A 17,415-nucleotide genomic window follows, 5' to 3' on the forward strand; every position below is an offset into this window, starting at 1 on the left:
TGACAGGTGAGTTGGACGTTGGTAAATGGCGGAGCCTTTTGTCACAGGAGCCGATCCATGAAACGTCTCGTATTTGTTCTTGCAGCAGCCACCTCTCTTTCAAGCGCAGCGTATGCCCACGAAATCCTGCATGCCGACCACGCGTCGCACACGCATGCTGCCGATTGCGGGCATACTGCGCTCGAACATGGCGGGCATCTCGATTACATCCATGACGGTCACCTGCACCATGCGCATGACAGCCACGTGGATGAGCATATGATTGTCGTGAGCAGCACCAATCCTGAAGTGCATGAGCTCGCAACCACAGTTACGTCGGACGATCACCCGCACGATCACGAAGGCGAAGAACACCAGATGGTCCAGCACGGCTCGCACATGGATTTTGTCCATAACGGCCGCCTTCATCATGTGCACGGCGACCACACCGACGATCACGGCCCAGTGAAACTGGTCACCGCCGAAATGCTCGCCCTGCGCTGAGCCGGGTCTTTACTTGCCGAGCAGCCGCTTCTCTTCTGCCTCGATATACCCGCGGGTAATCGGCAGGGCGTGGCGGCTGCGCGCATACTGGATCTGGTAATTGCACATGCTGCCATATTCGAACACAGTAGCAGCGCCTGATAAGTAGAACGTCCACATTCGGTAAAAACGCTCATCGTACATCGCGATGATCGCATCCCGATTTGCCTCACAATTGGCATACCATTGGCGGATCGTCTTTCCGTAATGGAGGCGCAGGGTTTCGACATCGGTGGCGATCAGGCGAAACTTTTCCGATGCGGCCACCGTTTCCGAAAGAGCGGGAATGTAGCCGCCCGGGAAGATATATTTCCGAGTAAATGCATCGGTCGCTCCGGGTACGCCCATACGGCCGATGGTATGCAGCAGCATCGACCCATCGTCGGTAAGCAGGTTCGCACACGCTTCGAAAAACGCCTCGAACTGCGGCTGGCCGACATGCTCGAACATGCCGACCGAAACGATACGGTCGAATTTGCGACCTGCCGCAGCGAAATCGCGGTAATCGACCAGCTCGATGCTTACCTTGTCGGCCACTCCGGCGTCGGCAGCTCGCTCCCGTGCAAGCTGTGCCTGCTCTTCGGAGAGAGTGATTCCGGTAACGTGAACATCGTAATTTTTGGCGAGGTAAATCGCCATTCCTCCCCAACCGCAGCCGATGTCGAGGACGGTATGCCCTTTCGATAGGGTAAGCTTGGCCGCGATATGCGCGAGCTTTGCCTCCTGCGCTTCGCCCAAAGTCATGTCATCCGAAGGCCAATAGGCACAGCTGTACTGCCAGTGCTCGTCGTCCAGCATCAGAGCATAGAGGTCGTTGCCGATGTCATAGTGATGCGCGACGTTGTCTTTGGCGCTGACTGCGTTGTTGACCTTCTCGGCGGCCCAGGTCGCGCGGTCCACTATCCGCCGGAGCAATTTCGGCGCGGCGATGTCGCCTCCCTGATCCCAGGGGCTGTTGGCACGAAGAAGGGTCACGAGACCCATCACGTCGCCTTCTTCGATAATCAGGCGGCCATCCATGAATGCTTCTGCCGCGCCAAGGCGCGGGTCCATGATGATGTCGCGCGGCACCTTCTTATCGGTGAAGCGGATAACGATTTCAGGAAAACCCTCTGCCGATCGGCCGAACGTGTCCGCGCTGCCATCGGCGAAAACGACACCGAGGCGTCCCTGCGTAATGCCTTTGCTCAGGAACTTTTCGAGTAAAGTCTTGCTCATTGAATAGTCGCGCCTTTTTGAGAGATCCCGGTGGCAGTACAAAGCCATGCCTTTTGCTGCTGTCAACAATAGGATAGTCTGGACGCCATGACGGAGCCCAAAACAGCCAAGACGGATGCGTCGGTCGATGACTATATCGACGCGGTCGAACCCGAGGCTAAACGTGGCGAGGCGCGCATGCTCGATGCTCTTTTTCGCAAGGTGACTGGCGAGGAGCCAGCAATCTGGGGCCCGAGCATTATCGGATATGGCGAGTACCACACGGTCTACGCCAGCGGTCGGCCTGTGCACTGGATGCGGACCGGATTCAGTCCGCGCAAAGCGAAACATTCCTTGTATCTGATGGGCGGGTATTGCGATGACATCGCTGCGAAGGAGCGCGACGATGCCTTGTCACGGCTCGGCAAGTACAAGACGGGTAAGAGCTGCCTCTACATCAACAAGCTGGCCGACGTGGACATCGCCGTGCTTGAAGAAATCATCGCCGCGGACTGGGCCGCCATGAAGCGGAAATATCCTGCGGATTGACCGCTTTCAAGATGCGGCGGGCTCAGATGCCCGCATACCATTGGTAATTTCCGAAATCCTCCCAAAAGCCGCCCTTGCCATCGCCGATATCGGAAAGGTCCGCGACGGCCTCAATGCCGGTCAGATATTTGGCGTGCTTGTAGCCAAGCTGCCGCTCGATCCGCATTCGGAGCGGCGCACCGTTCTTCTCGGGGATCGGCTGGCCGTTTAGCAAATGAGCTATGATGGTCTGGGGGTGGTAAGCATCCACCATATCGACGCTCTCGTAGTAATCACGCCCATAGAGATTGTCTGCGCAGCGAAACACGATGAAGTTCGCGTCCCGTTTCACGCGCGCACTGTCTAGCAGCAGCGAGAGTTGCGGACCGGTCCATTCGCCGATCGCGCTCCATCCTTCGACACAATCGTGCCGTGTAACCTGGGTGCGTTGAGGCATCGCGCGCAGGTCGTCCATCGACAGGCTGAGCGGCTGTTCGACCAGGCCGCCTACCAGGAGGCGCCATGCAGCGAAGCCGCTCTCGCGGTCGGCGCGGTAGGCCGGCGTGTCGACGGTGAGAGAGCCGTTACCCTTGAAATCGGGAGACACGTCGTCGCGCGCGAATTCCGGAGCGAGACGCTGCCGTCCGGCGAGTGTCCTTTGCGCAATTCGGTGCCAGTCTTCGGCAGCGTCAAACCAGCTTTGTCCCGTGTCGCTGTTCGCAATCTTGGCACAGGCACCCGTGCCCAGTGCAGCCAGTCCAGCGAGCATGCTGCGGCGCTTGATATCAGTCAAAACCGCTCTCCTTGTCGCGCCCGCCGGTGACCATTCCGGCGAGCCTTTTCAGCGGATGCGACAATAGCACCATCGCAACATGAATAACGAAAAAGCCGAACACGGCCCATGCGAAGATGAAGTGCAGGCTGCGCGCGGACTGTCTTCCGCCGAGGATATCGACCAACCACGGTGCAGCCGGCTCGAACCCCGGGCTTATTGCGAGACCAGTGAAAATCATCATCGGCAACAGCACCGCATAGACGACGCCATAGGCAATCTTTTGCAGGCCATTATAACCGGACTGTAGCAGTCCGAACTTGCCGCGAAGATGGGCGGCGACCTCGTCCCTTAACGATCCAATCCGCCATTCCTTGCGCGACGCCCGGATGTCCCGCCAGAAGTGGCCGTTGACCAGCATGACAATCCACATTGCCAGAAGGGGCACAGAAAATAGCCAGGCACCAAGGCTGTGCCAGTCGCGCGCAGCCGCGAGGTCGTAATATTGCGGAAGGGTCGACCAACCGGGGAAGCGCATGACGCTCGTCCAGGCATCTGCCGGGTCAAACCCGTAATCGCCCCAGTAGAGATACCTGTGCGCGTTCGAGATATTCAGGCCAGACATGAACAGGATGATCAGCGCCGCCGCGTTGATCCAGTGCCACAGGCGAACCGAAAGGGAATGGCGTTGGTTCATACCGATGCTCTGCGGGCTTTGGCCTGCTCGCGCGCCAGCCAGATGACATCGCGATCCTGATCGAGCAGGTGCTGACCGCTGTCGATGTAGAGCGTCTGGCCACTGCGGATCACAAACTTTGACAGAAAGAGCGCAGCCTCCACGATTTCGCTTGCCCCGGTCTTTCTCCCCAGCAGGTTGAGCCGATGCGAGACTTCGGTCTCCTCCTCGCTCTGGTCATGGCTGGCGAGAATAGCGCCTGGCGCGATACCGTAAATACGATCGCCGGGTCGTTCCGTGCTTTTTGCAAGCATTCCGATTGTCGAAGCGAGAGCGTGCTTTGACATCGTGTAGCTGAAAAAATCGGGATTGGGATTTGCGAGCTTCATGTCGGTGATCTGGATTACGCAGCGCTGACTGCTGCTGGTGGCGTGGGCCAGAAACATCTGCGACATACGGGCAGGCGAAAGAGCATTGATCTGCATCGCCTGCCGGTTCGTAGCCGGATCGAGATCGGTTGCACTGTCATAGTTGAAAACCGATGCGGAGTTGATGAGGCAGCGCCAGTCGGAAAGGCGGCTGGCGAGGTCGCATATCATCTCAGCCGCGGCATTGTCATCGGTCAGGTCGCACTGAATTATCTCGGCAGAGGGCAGTGCGTTCGCAAGGCTTTCAGCCGGGTCCGATGATGAGTTGTAGTGTATCACGACGTGCCATCCCGCCTTCGCGAAGCCCTGCGCAATCTCGGCACCAATCCGTGTGGCGCCGCCGGTAATCAGGACAGCAGGCAGTGTCATCGGGCAGAGGCCTATCAGTGCGCGGTGACAGGTTCAATCGCAGCTTCGCACTACAACTTCAAAAGAAAGGCGCTGCCGACCCGTGAGGGACGACAGCGCCACGCAGTACAAGTGAGATATATGGTTTAGCGGCAGCGTGCACCGCCGCGATCGATCTCGCGGCCAAGAACTGCGCCCAATGCGCCCCCCAGAAGCGTACCGACGGTCCGATCACCGCGGGTATCGATCGCGCGGCCAAGCAGCGCGCCGCCGGCTGCGCCGATGATCAAGCCTGTCGTGCCATTGCCGCGCCGGCAGTAATACCGTCCGTCACGGCCACGCCAGATGCGGTCACCGCGGTGGATGCGGCGCGGCTCGATGTAACGACCGCGGCGATCATAAATGTCGTCATCATCGTCGTAGCGGTCGTACCGATCATAATAACGGTCCTTGCCGCGACGACCATATGCCCGGGCATGGCGGGGAGGATCGCGGGTAAGCTCAACCGGAGCGGTGCCGGTCCAGGTTGCGATGGGAGCTGCAGCAGTCGGTGCGATCTCTGCAGCCTGCGCCGGGGCGGCCATGGTCGAGAGAGCGGCTGCGGAAACGAATGCGGTGAGAATCTTCATGATGGGTTGCCTTTCCCTTGATTGGGTTTTCTCCATTTGGTTCAGGTAAGGCGAACCTAAGATGAACAGGCCGGTGGGCCGCAAGCAGCGTGGTTGAACCGTGGATCACCTGCGATGAATTGTTTTTCAGGCGAGTTTTGCCGCGGCCTTGTCCTGCAATTTCGGTGCGAGTCGCGGAAGAGCTGCAAGCTCTTCCAATTCGTCGCGACTCGCCTTGCCTGCGATCAATGCGTTGAACGTGCGCGCGACGCTCCAATCCTTGTGTCCCAACTCGATTCGCTCCAATGCATCTCCTGCCTGAGCGTCGCCGATCTTGAGCACACGGAAATACCACCCGCATCGCCCGGTCTTGATGATGTCAGCCACGATGCCTTTAGCGTTCGTCTGCCCGCCAAAACGATGCTCGATCTTCCAACACGGCTGACGCGGCTGACTGATTTCCAGCAGCGCTTCGCCTAAACGGAACCGGTCGCCGATATGCACGTCGCTTTCGGTAACATCGCGTACAGCAAGGTTCGATCCGAACGCGCCCGGCTGATCGAGCAGATCCAGGTCTCCAAGTCGCTCGCGCCAATACGCGTGGTGATCCAGCGGATATAAATGCACTGCCATCTCAGGCCCGCCGTGCACGCGCCGATCAGCCTGCTCGTCAGGGGCGAACCCATCTTCCAGGATCTGCACGATGCCTTCGCGGGGTCGTTTTGCGATTGCACTCGTTTCTGCTCCGTTGAATGGGCGGGCGGTGCCGGTGCAGATGGCTGTGACTGTGCGCTTCATGGTTTCCTGACGGTTAGAGCGATCCAGTCGCGCTGCGTCCCGTCGCTGCCCTTTCCTGCGAAAACGGATTCGTCGACGGGTTCGAATCCGGCATTGCTATAAGCATGTCGGAGCCACCGTGCCGACGGGAAATTGTGGAGTCTGCCCAAAAGGTCGCGCCCTTCGCCGTCACCGAGCTTGAAGCTTGCCATGTGCAGGCCGCCCGGCAACAGAGCGCGATGAATACGCCGAAGAACAGCCGGCAGTTCAGCGCGGGGGCAGTGCAGTAGGCAGGCATGGGCCCAGACCGCGTCATAACGACCGGCCGCATCCAACTGGTCGAACCGCATCAGCCGCGCACCGACATCGTGCCTTTCATTGGCCTTCGCGACCATGGCAGGAATGCCGTCCGTCGCATCGAGAAGGAAGCCGCGTTCCTTGATCCGGGCGGAATCTCGCCCCGCTCCGCAGCCCAGTTCAAGAATGTGGGCATTTGGGTTCAGTCGGTCGAGGAAAGGATCTAAATCCCGGCTATGCGCAACAGCGGAACTGAGTGAGAAGAAGGGCGCTCCGTTCTGATAGAAATCGTATGTGGGCTGATCGATATCGGTCATTTCACTCACAAGAACTAAGGGCGCGCTGGCTTTGTTAGTCCAGCACGCCCTGTTCGATCAATCACTTGTGGTAATAGCCGTAGCGCTTGCCCTTGAATTTCTTCTTGGTCACGTGATGCTTGTGATCGTCGTGGTGATCGAACTTGTGATCATCAACGTAGACATCGTGGTGGCGGTCATGGATCAGATGCTTCTCTTTGAAGCCATGGTGGCCCTTATGAAATCCCTTGCCATGGAAGCCCTTCCGGTGACCGAACTTGCCGAAACGTTTTCCGCGGAAGCCGCGATGATGTTTCTTGCCGAGTTCGGATGTCTGGACCGTGGTTGGCGATTGTACGTCCAAGGCCGTGGTCTGCGAGATTGCAGGGGCGGCAGCAGGTGCTACGGAGGTTGCGGCGCTAGCCGGCGTTGCAAGGACCGCGAAGGCGGCGGCGCTAAGGGCGATCAGTGACTTTTTCATTTCCAGTGTTCCTTTAATTCAGCGCTCCGGATGATCCGGGCGTCACACTGGAAAGTTCGTGGGGGAGGGGCGCTAGGTTACCATCCTCCAATAATAACAGCGCGTCAATATGGCGTTCAGGCGCCCAGCTCGGCAGCTTCACGGTCGCGTTGCGCCCGGCTTTTCTTCTGAGCCGCGGTCTTTAGCTGCCCGCATGCAGCGTCGATATCGCGGCCGCGTGGCGTACGGATCGGGGCGCTTATTCCGCCCTCGAAAACGATGTTCGAAAAGCTTCTGATCCGCTCGGGGTCCGAACATTCGTATTCCGCACCGGGCCATGGATTGAACGGTATCAGGTTCACCTTGGCTGGCAGATTGAACTGCTTGAGCAAGCGAACGAGTTCGCGGGCATCGTCGTCGCTGTCGTTCTTGTCCTTCAGCATGACGTATTCGAACGTGATACGGCGCGCGTTTGAAGCCTTCGGATAATCGGCGCATGCCTGTAGCAGCTCTTCGATCCCGTATTTCCGATTGAGTGGAACGATCTCGTCGCGCACAGGCTTGGTCACGGCGTGGAGGCTGATCGCCAAATTAACGCCGATTTCTTCGCTGCACCGCTGCATCATCGGAACGACACCGCTCGTGGAAAGGGTGATGCGGCGTTTCGACAGCGCTAGACCGTCCCCATCCATCACAAGTTGCATCGCATCGCGGACGTTGTCGAAATTGTAGAGCGGTTCGCCCATACCCATCAGCACGATATTGGTGAGCAGGCGGCCATCGGCTGTATAATGGCCTGTGTCCTCGGTGTCCTCGAGACCGTCCATCCGACCCTTGGGCCACTCGCCCAACGCATCGCGCGCTAACATGACCTGTCCGACGATTTCTCCCGGGGTCAGGTTGCGGACGAGGCGCATGGTGCCGGTATGGCAGAAGGTACAGTTCAGAGTGCAGCCGACCTGGCTTGAAATGCATAAGGTCCCGCGATCCGCATCGGGGATGAACACCATTTCGAAATCGTGCGCGTCGGCGGTCCGAAGCAGCCATTTGCGCGTACCGTCATTCGAATGTTGTGCCTCGACCACCTCAGGGCGACCAATGACGAAACGTTCGGTCAGCCAGGGACGCATAGTCTTGGCGATGTCGGTCATCGCCTCGAAATCGGTCACACCGCGGTGGTAAAGCCAGTGATAGACCTGCTTCGCGCGCAGTTTGGCCTGCTTTGCATCCAGTCCCGCCTCGGCAAACAGCTTTCGGATGCGCGTTTTCGGCAAGCCGATCAGGTCAATACGGCCATCTGCGCGCGGCGTGATGTCACGCGTGACGGGGACGGGATCCACCTGTCCGGGGATCGACATGAGTTCGGTATCTGCCATGATTGGACGCGCATATAATGCGCTGCGGCGGGTTTGACCAGTCAGCCGCGGCGGGAACAACCGATGACTGCAGCATCCATCGCGGTGGCGACACCGGACAAGTTGTAGCGGTCGGTATAGCCCCGCACGCGCACCTGCATTGAATTGGCCGAGCGCAGGGCGGCGACTATCGCGGCATCCATCTGCCGGTCTTCTGCCCATGCACTGCGACCTTCAGCGACGAGGTTGAAGCCTGCACGACCAACGCGCAGGCGGACCCTCCCGCTGGCAGGCGCCTCGCGAGAAAGCTTGATGTGGATCTGGTTGCGAACATTCCGCGCTGGCCAAGTGGCGATGGTCGCATAGGCAACGCCCAGATCGCGATTGGTCGCCTTGGCAATCGCATAGCAGTTTTGCGCGTCACCATCGCTAAACGCGGCCCAATCCGAGTACACGCCAAGGCTGTCCTTCGCAGATAATGGGGCGACGAGGGCTACGAGCGCCAGAAGACAGGCAAGTTTATGCATAGTGGATTGCCACTACTTCCCACTCCTTGATGCCGCCGGGAAGCCTCACGAGGCGTAAATCCCCGACCGATGCGCCTTTCAGCGCCTTTGCCATCGGTGAATTCCAGCCAATCCGTCCTGTGCCAGCATCCTGCTCATCATCACCGACCAGCGTCACCGTCTTGCGGGCGTCGTCTTCGTCTGCCAGCTCGACCTTTGCTCCGAAGAATACGCGGCCGCGATCGGGCTGATTTGCTGGATCGACCACGCGCAAAATCTTCATTCGGCGCGCGAGGAAGGCGAGCTCGCGGTCGATTTCGCGCATACGTTTGCGCCCGTAAATGTAATCGCCGTTCTCCGATCGATCGCCATTGCCAGCCGCCCAGCTCACAATTTCAACGATTTCCGGGCGCTCCTTGCCGAGCAGGTGATCATACCGCGCCTTCAGCGCCGCCATGCCTTGCGGCGTTATGGGAGGGCCCGGCTTTGTCGCCACGATCCGTCCTATGGCAGAAAAGTGTCGACCGTTCGCGGCAGTCCTGCCTTTTCGGGATACATGTGCGAATAGGTCACAGCGTTTCCGATGACACGCATTACATAGTACCGGGTTTCGAAATTGGCCGGGATTTTTTCGATCCAGGTAACCCAGTCGATCTCGCCCCGGCGCGGATCTCCGTTAAGCTGCAACCATTCACGCACACGACCAGGCCCTGCATTGTAGGATGCGATGGCTAGCGGGTAGGCGCCGCCATAAAGGTCCATCCGCCGGGAGAAATGGGCGTCTCCCAAGGTGATGTTGTACAAGGGATCTTCGGTCAGGCTGGCGCTCATGTACTGAATGCCAAGGATACCAGCCTCTTCGCGCGCGGTGCTTCGCAAAAGCTGCATCATGCCGATTGCGTTTGCATGGCTGCGGCGTGTCCGGTCGAATTCGCTTTCCTGCCGGGCGATGGCGTGGACCATGGTCCAGTCGTTGACGCGCGGGACATTCACTGTCGGAAAGCCAACCCGCTCAAACCCAACGAGGCCGTTAGCGCCAGCTTCCATACCGACCACAACCGCCATTTCCTCAAGCCCGGTCTCGGCTGCGAGGTTGTTTACAAGCAACAGTTCTTCTGGCGTTTCGGCTTTCTCGCCAATGGCCTGGAAAAATCGGCGTTCGGTCCGCCAGTCGCGGCGGTTGGCCGCGATTGAACGTATCGCCCTGGTCAGCGAATCCTGTTCGAAGTCCGCGCGGGTCACGGCATCCACCTGAACCTGCGGCAGCGCTTTGAAATCGGGCATGGGTTTGCCCATCGCATCGAGCGCGAGCTGGCCGTAATAATAATGCGGGAATGCCGCAGCCATCTCGAAATAGCTCTGCGCCTCCTGAGCCATTCCGGCTTCGCGCGCGGCGCGGCCTGCCCAATAAAAGCCCTTCGCTCGGGTGAGCGGCGTCCGGGCAGCCTTACCATATCGTTCGAAGAGAGGCGCCGCACGGGCACCGTCACGTAGCCGCCAAAGGGCATTAGTGCCGCCCATCCACATCAAATCGGTGTAGCGATCGCGCAGACGGAACGAGCCTTGGGAAATATCCTGACCCGGCTCGAAAAGATCGTCGATCTTGCTCGTGATACGGACAGTGTCCGATGCGCTTGCCGCTTTGGCAATGGCCAGCATGTCGTCGAGAAATGCCTCCGATTCAATTGCTGGCGTTGCGAAAGGCTGGCGGTTCGCAAGCAATTGAATCGCCGCGTTGGTCTGACCGGTCGCGCGATAGTGATTGAGCAAGTTATAGACATATCCCGCATCGCGCATAGCGCTCGCCGGGACGGAGAGCCCTGCTTCCTGGGGTGTCGAGCCGCGAATGAGAGCAAGGCGGGCCAGTGCCTGTTCGCGGTCAGCGGACGGGATGTTGATGAGCTGACGGGTCGCTGCCTCCGTATTGCCCTGCCACAACAGCGCGTCCATTCGCGCTGCGTGATCCGCATCGGTGAATTGCGAACCGAACAGGCCAAGCATGTAGACCTCGGAAGGGTCGCTCATGCTGCCGCCGCGCCATGCAGCACGGGCGACTTCGAGAGCCTCCGGCCTTTGCGCGCTGCCAAGGGCGATTGCGTAGCGCGCCTTTCCGGCATTCGTTAGCGGCGGGTGGGCATCGAAGAACGAAAGAAGCTGAGATTGCGCAGGCGCTTCTTCATTGAGGCGGTTTTCGGCTCTGATCCGAAGAATTTCGCTGCGCGGGAAATCGGGGTAGGCGAGCACGAAACCTGCGTAATCGCTGAAGCGCAGTTCATCGTCGGCCTGCAAACGCTCCCACCGCGTGATCGCGGCGCTTATTTGTGTAGGTTGCTGCGCGACGAGGTTTGCAGGGCGGATTGCGCCGCTCGACTGAGCCGATACCGGGACGGAAATAGCAGCAAGACCGGTTGCGAAGACCGCTGCAAGGGCGAGGGGAGAAGAAGTGAATTTCAAGGCCATGCTGGACATCGTGCCGATCGGCTCCTTATCAGGCGCTTAACAAGAGGCTTAATCGTTCACGATAACGCCCCGTACTCAAAGAATATTGGTACAAACAGGAAGATAAACAATGTTCAGCGGATCAATTCCCGCTTTGGCGACTCCTTTTCGCGATGGATCCTTCGACGAGCCCACATTTCGGAAACTGGTCGATTGGCAAATAGAGCAAGGGAGCGCCGGTTTGGTTCCCTGTGGGACGACAGGAGAAGCATCGACCCTGTCTAATGCCGAGCACCACCGGGTGATCGAAGTCTGCATCGAGCAGGCAGGGGGGCGGGTGCCCGTCATTGCCGGATGCGGCAGCAACGACACGATGAATGCGGCGCTGCACATGACCTTCGCCAAAAAGGCAGGAGCGTCTGCGGGATTGTGTGTCGCGCCGTATTACAATCGGCCAAGCCAGGACGGTCTGATCGCGCATTTCAGCTACCTCGCTGAAAACTGCGAGCTACCGATCGTGCTCTATAATGTGCCGAGCCGAACAGTGACCGATATCGAGGACGAAACCGTCGTCGCTCTGGTGAAGAAGTATCCCGACCGCATCATCGCGATCAAGGATGCCAGCGGCGACTTGTCGCGGGTGGCCGACCACCGGATGGGGCTGAGCCGGGATTTCTGCCAATTGTCCGGCAATGATGAGCTATGGCTTCCTCATGCGGCTGCGGGTGGGCGCGGCGCAATTTCGGTCACCGCCAATGTCGCGCCTGCACTTTGCGCAGAATTTCATGCGGCAATCTCGGCCAATGATCTGGCCAAGGCGCGCGAGCTCAACGATCGCCTGTTCCCGCTGCATTACGCGATGTTCTCCGATGCCTCGCCGGGCCCGGTAAAATACGCACTGAGCCGCGTTCACGAAGGATTTGAACCTGACGTCCGTCTGCCACTGACCAATGCCAGCGAGGCCTCACGCAAAGCGGTTGACGAGGCTCTTGTCCACGCAGGAATTGTCGAGGCCTAGCGGGCGACAGATTTCGCTGGCCGGACCCGATTTATACATTGAGCCCTTTGCTAGCGCGAAAACAGCCCCTATCTCGCCCGATCTATGGCACGGCCCAAACCACCCGAGTTCGATAAGCGAAAAACCGTTGCGGAAAATCGCCGCGCGCGGTTCGATTATCATATTGATGAGAAGTTCGAGGCAGGCCTGGCTTTGCAGGGAACCGAAGTGAAGTCGCTCCGCGCGGGCGAGGCAACCATTGCCGAGAGCTACGCCGAAGTTAAGGACGGTGAGGTATGGCTCATCAACTCCAACATCCCCGAATACAGCCATGGCAATCGGCTCAACCATGAACCGCGCCGCCCCAGGAAATTGCTGCTGAACTCGCGCCAGATCGGGAAACTGTTCGGCGCTGTGGAGCGAAAGGGCATGACGCTGGTCCCGCTCTCCATCTACTTCAACGGTCAAGGCCGCGCGAAGGTGGAATTGGCGCTCGCCAAGGGCAAACAGGCGCATGACAAACGTGCGACCATTAAGGATCGCGATTGGAAACGCGACAAAGCCCGGCTGATGCGCGATCGCGGCTGAAACTCCCACTAATTTGATAAAAATTGTCTGGATTCACCCACTGGTCACTTGGGCATTGCTACCCATATGATCACTCATGGGAGCGGAGCCGCATCTTGACGACAATTGCTTGTGTTTCTGCGTCGCGAGGCACAGGGACTACGGTCTGTCATGAAGAACCCTCACTCAAGACCATCAGGCGGCAAAACCTGGGCTGCGGACATGATTCGCAAATATATGCCCAAGCGCGAAGAGATGGCGCGCAACAAGTATCTGGCGCCGATCGCTCATCGGTTCCTGACACCTGAACTATGGCGGTTTACCCGCCGATCTGTCCCGCGTGGTGTGGCTCTCGGCCTGTTCTCGGCGTTCATCATTCCGATCGGGCAAATTTTTCTCGCCGCGTTCCTGGCGTTGCCGTCACGCGCGAATGTGCCGCTTGCCGCGCTGGTCACATTCGTCACCAACCCTCTCACACTGCCCCTCTGGGTGGTGGTGGCTAATCGGGTCGGGCGGTTCACACTGCAGATCGATGCCGCGACTTCGGGATATGCCAATGAGCAATTGCAAAGCGGTGCGTGGAGCTGGCTCGCCGACTTCTTTCAGCTCGCCGGGGTCACTGCGTTCGGTTTCATTATCCTGGCGGTCCTGTCTGCGGCCGCCGGTTATCTCCTTTCTAGTGCAATCTGGCGTGTGATCATCGCGCGCCGCCGGGCAAAACGTTTAAGACGGATGGAAGCTCGGCTCGACCAGAGGCTCAAGGCGAACTAGAGCTTGTTACGCTGACGCCATTCGGATCACGTTCGCTTGAAAAGTACGACTGACATGCAAATTGGATATTCTGGCCGCGAGAGGGCCGGCCTCGCCGATAGCAGCCCGGTGATGATCGGCGCGCTGGGTGGTGCGGTCGTTTTGAGCACGGTCGTGCTGCTCGCTGTCACATCCGACTGGCTGCTCGCATTTGTTTTCATACTTGGTATTGGCCTGCTGCTCGGTGGAGTGTTCCTGTTCGACCGCGCGCGAGCGGCTCCCGAACAGATCGCGTTGGCCGCGCCGGATTGGTCGGTCACCCTTGCCGCCATCGAAGGTCAGGCCGCCGTTGGTGAGGCAGTCGCGATAACGGACCGTGCCAACCGGCTGGTCTGCGCAAATTCGGTTTTTATCGAAACGTTCGGCGTCGGCAGCGCTCCCCCGTCCTTGCCGCTCGACCGGCCCGCATTGGAAGCGATGACGAAAGTCGCGCGTGAGGCGTGGCGCGACGGGGTCGGTTCGCTTGAAAACCTTCAGACGATCTCGACCGAAGAAGCCTGGCGTGTATCGGTGTTGCGTGCCGGTCGGGCCGACGACCATCTCCTTTGGAGGTTCGAGGCACTCGCGGGCGCAGAGGCCGACGCGATCGGCGATCTCGATCTGTCCGGCCCGTTCGGGCGGATGTTGAGCCGGGCCGGAATCGAAACCGCGATCACGACTGCAAGCGGGGTCGTGCGATCGGTGAGTTCGGGTTTCGCCGAGCGCGCAGCAGGTGATCCGAGCGCAACATTGGCCGGGCAGGACTTCGTGTCTTTCCTCCGGTCCGATGACCGCGACAGGATATATTTTGCGCGTGAGGGTAGGGGCGGAACGCCGCAGACCCTCGTCGACGTTCCGTTGCAGGATCCCGTAATGGCCCGGGACGCAGGCCCAGATACGAGCGCGACGCTCATGCTGATGATAGACAGCGGTGTCGGCATTGGCAGCGGCTGGGACGGCTCTTCACAAGCTGGCGTTGCGCAATTGGATGCTTTGCTCGGGCAGCTTCCGCTCGGCCTTGCGATGACAGATCGCGACGGGCGGTTCCTGTTCGGCAATGACGCGTTTCTGCGCTCGGTAGACCGCGAAGGCAGAGGCTTGCCCGCGTTCCCGACAGACCTCGCCGTGCGCGAGGACAAAGCCGCGCTTTCGGATGCGGTACGCAGGCATGGCCGAGGCCCGGCGACGAGCGGCGATATGGCGGTGCGGCTGATCTCGCATCCCGATGAGCCAGTATCCATCGGTCTCGCCGGAGTGCGCGGTTTGGGCGAAGCCGCCGTGCTCATCAGTCTTGCCGATTCCAGCGAGGAGAACCAGCTCAAGCGGCAGGTCGCGCAGGCCACGAAGATGCAGGCTGTCGGCCAGCTCGCTGGCGGGGTTGCACACGATTTCAATAATGTTCTGACAGCAATCATCGGCACCTGCGACCTGATGCTGCTCCGCCATACGCCGGGCGACAGCGACTACGATGATATCCAGCAGATTAGGGCTAATTCCAATCGCGCAGCATCGCTGACCCGGCAATTGCTGGCATTTTCACGTCAGCAGACGCTCCGGCCGGAAATCTTGCAACTGCCCGACGTGGTCAGCGAAGTGGGGCCGCTCATCAAAAGGCTGTTGGGTGAAAAGATCACCTATTTCGTTCAGCATGATCGCGATCTCGGGCCGGTAAGGGCCGACCCGCAACAGCTTGAGCAGGTCATCATGAATCTCGCTGTGAACGCGCGTGATGCAATCCAGTCGAGCAGCAGCGGGAAAGGACGGATCTCGCTTTTGACACGAAGCATCGACGCGAATGAAGTGGTGAAGCTCGGCTCGGAAATCCTGCCAACAGCAGATTACACAGTGCTTATCGTTGAGGACACGGGGGGCGGGATTCCCCCTCAGGTACTTCCAAAACTGTTCGAGCCGTTCTTTACGACCAAGGAGCAGGGGAAGGGTACGGGGCTCGGCCTTTCAACCGCCTACGGCATCGTCAAACAGTCAGGCGGTTTTATCTTTGCCGATAATGTCACTGACGGTTCGGACAAGCCGGTCGGTGCGCGTTTCACGATCTACTTCCCGGTTCATCGCGGCGAAGCGCCCAAGCGCCGCGAAACGCCCGCGCCGGTTTCATCCGATTGGTCGGTCGGGGGCAAAATCCTGCTCGTCGAAGACGAAGACATGGTGCGGGTTGTCGCCGAGCGCGCGTTGGTGCGTGCCGGTTACGAAGTGACAGCCTGCCCCGGCGGCGAGGAGGGTCTTGAAGCGATAGAGGAAGGCGGCGCGTTCGATTTGGTCGTGAGCGACGTCGTTATGCCCGGCATGGATGGTCCGGCAATGGTCCGCGAAATTCGCAAAGCTCGGCCAGAGATGCCTGTCCTGTTCATGTCAGGCTATGCCGAAGAACAGCTCCGCAAGGACATCGATATTCCGGATATGCATTTCATCGCGAAGCCATTCAGCGTTGCGGCCATCGGCGATAAGGTGGGCGGAGTGATGCGGGCGGCAAAGCAGAAAACCGACGTTTCGGGCGGTTAGCATCACGCCGTCTCTTCGCGTTACGAAAAAATTATGTTCCACTCTTGTTCCATGAGAACAAATGGGATACATGCTGTCTTCACAAGGGCGGTCGATAAAACCGACTCGTATCTAGGCAAGTGAAGGAGAGCGTGCGATGGCTACCAATCTTAAGCTAGTAGAGAAGGAAAAAGACGTGGACCGTCAAAAGGCGCTCGACGCCGCACTTGCTCAAATCGATCGGGCATTCGGCAAAGGCTCAGCCATGAAGTTGGGCTCGAAAGAAGCGATGGAAGTCGAAGCGATTTCGTCGGGGTCGCTGGGGCTCGATATCGCTCTTGGGATTGGCGGCCTGCCTAAGGGCCGCGTGATCGAAGTGTACGGTCCGGAAAGCTCGGGCAAGACGACCTTGGCGCTGCATGTCATCGCCGAAGCGCAGAAGGCAGGAGGAACAGCAGCCTTCGTCGATGCCGAGCATGCACTTGATCCGGTATATGCCCGTAAGCTGGGCGTGGATATTGACGAACTTATTGTCTCGCAGCCTGATACAGGCGAGCAGGCACTCGAAATTACCGACACTCTCGTGCGCTCCAACGCGATTGATGTGTTGGTGGTCGACTCGGTCGCGGCGCTTGTCCCCCGTGCTGAAATCGAAGGCGAGATGGGCGATGCCCATGTCGGCCTTCAGGCGCGACTGATGTCCCAATCCCTGCGCAAGCTGACCGGGTCGATCAATCGTTCGAAGTGCATGGTGATTTTCATCAACCAGCTCCGGATGAAGATCGGCGTCATGTACGGGAACCCGGAGACGACGACTGGCGGCAACGCACTTAAATTCTACGCCTCGGTCCGTCTCGACATTCGCCGCACTGGTCAGATCAAGGACCGCGACGAGGTGGTTGGCAACTCGACCCGTGTCAAAGTGGTCAAGAACAAGGTTGCACCGCCTTTCAAGCAGGTAGAATTCGACATCATGTACGGCGAAGGCATTTCGAAGATCGGCGAGATCCTCGATCTCGGTGTCAAGGCCGGGATCGTTGAAAAGTCGGGTAGCTGGTATTCCTATGACAGCGTTCGCATCGGCCAGGGCCGGGAGAATGCGAAAGTTTATCTCAAGGAAAATCCTGAAGTTTGCGACCGGTTGGAAGCCGCCATTCGCGGCCGCACCGACGAGGTTGCCGAGGAAATGATGGCGGGGCCGGACGCGAACCCCGACACCTGATCCTCAAGCGGGCTTATGCTGCGATCGCTGCGGCGCCCGGAAGACCGGAAAACCGGCGTGCGCCAGCCCACCCCCAGGGTTTTCGGCCGCGCCGGTTTTTCTGTTCCTGGGCCGATTTCTCTCCCTCGGCCT

General features: G+C 59.2%; 19 protein-coding genes. 7 read left to right on the plus strand and 12 right to left on the minus strand.

Annotated elements, in window-relative coordinates; translation table 11 throughout:
- Nucleotides 1-57 precede the first annotated feature (57 nt).
- Nucleotides 58-483 (plus strand): hypothetical protein, encoded by a 426-nt coding sequence (locus KCG45_RS11305; protein ID WP_218317316.1) that lies wholly within the window; start codon nucleotides 58-60, stop codon nucleotides 481-483.
- A gap of 9 nt (nucleotides 484-492) precedes the next feature.
- Here the strand turns inward: KCG45_RS11305 and KCG45_RS11310 are convergent, their stop codons facing one another.
- A complete protein-coding gene (locus KCG45_RS11310; protein WP_218317317.1) occupies nucleotides 493-1,740 on the minus strand; it encodes an SAM-dependent methyltransferase in 1,248 nt (415 codons plus the stop codon).
- A gap of 87 nt (nucleotides 1,741-1,827) precedes the next feature.
- Between KCG45_RS11310 and KCG45_RS11315 the strand changes: the two genes are divergently transcribed.
- Nucleotides 1,828-2,268, plus strand: a complete 441-nt coding sequence (locus KCG45_RS11315) for a DUF1801 domain-containing protein (protein WP_218317318.1) — start codon at nucleotides 1,828-1,830, stop codon at nucleotides 2,266-2,268.
- 22 nt (nucleotides 2,269-2,290) lie between these two features.
- On the opposite strand, the gene KCG45_RS11320 is transcribed toward KCG45_RS11315, so the two are convergent.
- The 11 genes from KCG45_RS11320 to KCG45_RS11370 form a co-directional block, all read right to left on the minus strand.
- Nucleotides 2,291-3,016 carry a molybdopterin-dependent oxidoreductase gene (locus tag KCG45_RS11320; protein WP_218317660.1) on the minus strand — a complete coding sequence of 242 codons (726 nt, stop codon included), beginning with the start codon at nucleotides 3,014-3,016 and terminating at the stop codon, nucleotides 2,291-2,293.
- Nucleotides 3,017-3,032: 16 nt separating this feature from the next.
- Nucleotides 3,033-3,716 carry a cytochrome b/b6 domain-containing protein gene (locus KCG45_RS11325; protein WP_218317319.1) on the minus strand — a complete coding sequence of 228 codons (684 nt, stop codon included), beginning with the start codon at nucleotides 3,714-3,716 and terminating at the stop codon, nucleotides 3,033-3,035.
- Nucleotides 3,713-4,492 (minus strand): SDR family oxidoreductase, encoded by a 780-nt coding sequence (locus KCG45_RS11330; protein WP_218317320.1) that lies wholly within the window; start codon nucleotides 4,490-4,492, stop codon nucleotides 3,713-3,715. The genes KCG45_RS11325 and KCG45_RS11330 overlap by 4 nt, the downstream gene beginning before the upstream one ends.
- A 125-nt stretch (nucleotides 4,493-4,617) precedes the next feature.
- Complete coding sequence (locus KCG45_RS11335) at nucleotides 4,618-5,100, minus strand: glycine zipper 2TM domain-containing protein (protein WP_218317321.1); 483 nt, start codon at nucleotides 5,098-5,100, stop codon at nucleotides 4,618-4,620.
- Nucleotides 5,101-5,226: 126 nt separating this feature from the next.
- Nucleotides 5,227-5,877, minus strand: coding sequence for an MOSC domain-containing protein (locus KCG45_RS11340; RefSeq protein ID WP_218317322.1), 651 nt, complete (start codon nucleotides 5,875-5,877; stop codon nucleotides 5,227-5,229).
- On the minus strand, nucleotides 5,874-6,470 hold the full coding sequence (locus KCG45_RS11345; RefSeq protein WP_218317323.1) for a class I SAM-dependent methyltransferase: 597 nt from the start codon (nucleotides 6,468-6,470) through the stop codon (nucleotides 5,874-5,876). The genes KCG45_RS11340 and KCG45_RS11345 overlap by 4 nt, the downstream gene beginning before the upstream one ends.
- A gap of 61 nt (nucleotides 6,471-6,531) precedes the next feature.
- On the minus strand, nucleotides 6,532-6,930 hold the full coding sequence (locus tag KCG45_RS11350; RefSeq protein ID WP_218317324.1) for a hypothetical protein: 399 nt from the start codon (nucleotides 6,928-6,930) through the stop codon (nucleotides 6,532-6,534).
- Between the two features lie 116 nt (nucleotides 6,931-7,046).
- Nucleotides 7,047-8,285, minus strand: a complete 1,239-nt coding sequence (gene rlmN, locus KCG45_RS11355; protein WP_218317325.1) for a dual-specificity RNA methyltransferase RlmN — start codon at nucleotides 8,283-8,285, stop codon at nucleotides 7,047-7,049.
- Nucleotides 8,286-8,326: 41 nt separating this feature from the next.
- Nucleotides 8,327-8,791, minus strand: a complete 465-nt coding sequence (locus KCG45_RS11360) for a hypothetical protein (protein ID WP_218317326.1) — start codon at nucleotides 8,789-8,791, stop codon at nucleotides 8,327-8,329.
- The gene (greB, locus tag KCG45_RS11365; RefSeq protein ID WP_369410779.1) at nucleotides 8,784-9,266 is read right to left on the minus strand and encodes a transcription elongation factor GreB; all 483 of its coding nucleotides are present in this window, start codon (nucleotides 9,264-9,266) and stop codon (nucleotides 8,784-8,786) included. Before greB ends, KCG45_RS11360 begins: the two co-directional genes overlap by 8 nt.
- 8 nt (nucleotides 9,267-9,274) lie before the next feature.
- On the minus strand, nucleotides 9,275-11,239 hold the full coding sequence (locus KCG45_RS11370) for a lytic transglycosylase domain-containing protein (RefSeq protein WP_255548144.1): 1,965 nt from the start codon (nucleotides 11,237-11,239) through the stop codon (nucleotides 9,275-9,277).
- 100 nt (nucleotides 11,240-11,339) lie between these two features.
- On the opposite strand from KCG45_RS11370, the gene dapA reads away from it, so the two are divergent.
- The 5 genes from dapA to recA all read left to right on the plus strand — a co-directional run bounded on the left by dapA (nucleotide 11,340) and on the right by recA (nucleotide 17,283).
- Nucleotides 11,340-12,227: a 4-hydroxy-tetrahydrodipicolinate synthase gene (dapA, locus tag KCG45_RS11375; protein ID WP_218317327.1), complete on the plus strand. Its 888-nt coding sequence runs from the start codon at nucleotides 11,340-11,342 to the stop codon at nucleotides 12,225-12,227.
- An 84-nt stretch (nucleotides 12,228-12,311) separates the two neighbouring features.
- A complete protein-coding gene (gene smpB / locus KCG45_RS11380) occupies nucleotides 12,312-12,794 on the plus strand; it encodes an SsrA-binding protein SmpB (RefSeq protein ID WP_218317328.1) in 483 nt (160 codons plus the stop codon).
- A gap of 201 nt (nucleotides 12,795-12,995) precedes the next feature.
- Entirely contained in the window at nucleotides 12,996-13,544 is a 549-nt protein-coding gene (locus KCG45_RS11385) for a DUF2062 domain-containing protein (RefSeq protein ID WP_255548145.1), read from the plus strand.
- A 111-nt stretch (nucleotides 13,545-13,655) separates the two neighbouring features.
- Complete coding sequence (locus KCG45_RS11390; protein ID WP_218317664.1) at nucleotides 13,656-16,082, plus strand: response regulator; 2,427 nt, start codon at nucleotides 13,656-13,658, stop codon at nucleotides 16,080-16,082.
- 136 nt (nucleotides 16,083-16,218) lie between these two features.
- Nucleotides 16,219-17,283, plus strand: coding sequence for a recombinase RecA (recA, locus tag KCG45_RS11395; RefSeq protein WP_218317329.1), 1,065 nt, complete (start codon nucleotides 16,219-16,221; stop codon nucleotides 17,281-17,283).
- The last annotated feature ends 132 nt before the right edge of the window (nucleotides 17,284-17,415 follow it).

Source organism: Erythrobacter ani (assembly GCF_019204025.1).
GTDB classification, from domain to species: domain Bacteria; phylum Pseudomonadota; class Alphaproteobacteria; order Sphingomonadales; family Sphingomonadaceae; genus Erythrobacter; species Erythrobacter ani.

Excerpts from the sequence above, each read along its gene's own strand:
- KCG45_RS11305 (WP_218317316.1), top strand. The coding sequence starts at position 58 with ATGAAACGTCTCGTATTTGTTCTTGCAGCAGCCACCTCTCTTTCAAGC.
- KCG45_RS11310 (WP_218317317.1), bottom strand. The coding sequence starts at position 1,740 with ATGAGCAAGACTTTACTCGAAAAGTTCCTGAGCAAAGGCATTACGCAG.
- KCG45_RS11315 (WP_218317318.1), top strand. The coding sequence starts at position 1,828 with ATGACGGAGCCCAAAACAGCCAAGACGGATGCGTCGGTCGATGACTAT.
- KCG45_RS11320 (WP_218317660.1), bottom strand. The coding sequence starts at position 3,016 with ATGCTCGCTGGACTGGCTGCACTGGGCACGGGTGCCTGTGCCAAGATT.
- KCG45_RS11325 (WP_218317319.1), bottom strand. The coding sequence starts at position 3,716 with ATGAACCAACGCCATTCCCTTTCGGTTCGCCTGTGGCACTGGATCAAC.
- KCG45_RS11330 (WP_218317320.1), bottom strand. The coding sequence starts at position 4,492 with ATGACACTGCCTGCTGTCCTGATTACCGGCGGCGCCACACGGATTGGT.
- KCG45_RS11335 (WP_218317321.1), bottom strand. The coding sequence starts at position 5,100 with ATGAAGATTCTCACCGCATTCGTTTCCGCAGCCGCTCTCTCGACCATG.
- KCG45_RS11340 (WP_218317322.1), bottom strand. The coding sequence starts at position 5,877 with ATGAAGCGCACAGTCACAGCCATCTGCACCGGCACCGCCCGCCCATTC.
- KCG45_RS11345 (WP_218317323.1), bottom strand. The coding sequence starts at position 6,470 with ATGACCGATATCGATCAGCCCACATACGATTTCTATCAGAACGGAGCG.
- KCG45_RS11350 (WP_218317324.1), bottom strand. The coding sequence starts at position 6,930 with ATGAAAAAGTCACTGATCGCCCTTAGCGCCGCCGCCTTCGCGGTCCTT.
- rlmN (WP_218317325.1), bottom strand. The coding sequence starts at position 8,285 with ATGGCAGATACCGAACTCATGTCGATCCCCGGACAGGTGGATCCCGTC.
- KCG45_RS11360 (WP_218317326.1), bottom strand. The coding sequence starts at position 8,791 with ATGCATAAACTTGCCTGTCTTCTGGCGCTCGTAGCCCTCGTCGCCCCA.
- KCG45_RS11370 (WP_255548144.1), bottom strand. The coding sequence starts at position 11,239 with ATGTCCAGCATGGCCTTGAAATTCACTTCTTCTCCCCTCGCCCTTGCA.
- dapA (WP_218317327.1), top strand. The coding sequence starts at position 11,340 with ATGTTCAGCGGATCAATTCCCGCTTTGGCGACTCCTTTTCGCGATGGA.
- smpB (WP_218317328.1), top strand. The coding sequence starts at position 12,312 with ATGGCACGGCCCAAACCACCCGAGTTCGATAAGCGAAAAACCGTTGCG.
- KCG45_RS11385 (WP_255548145.1), top strand. The coding sequence starts at position 12,996 with ATGATTCGCAAATATATGCCCAAGCGCGAAGAGATGGCGCGCAACAAG.
- KCG45_RS11390 (WP_218317664.1), top strand. The coding sequence starts at position 13,656 with ATGATCGGCGCGCTGGGTGGTGCGGTCGTTTTGAGCACGGTCGTGCTG.
- recA (WP_218317329.1), top strand. The coding sequence starts at position 16,219 with ATGGCTACCAATCTTAAGCTAGTAGAGAAGGAAAAAGACGTGGACCGT.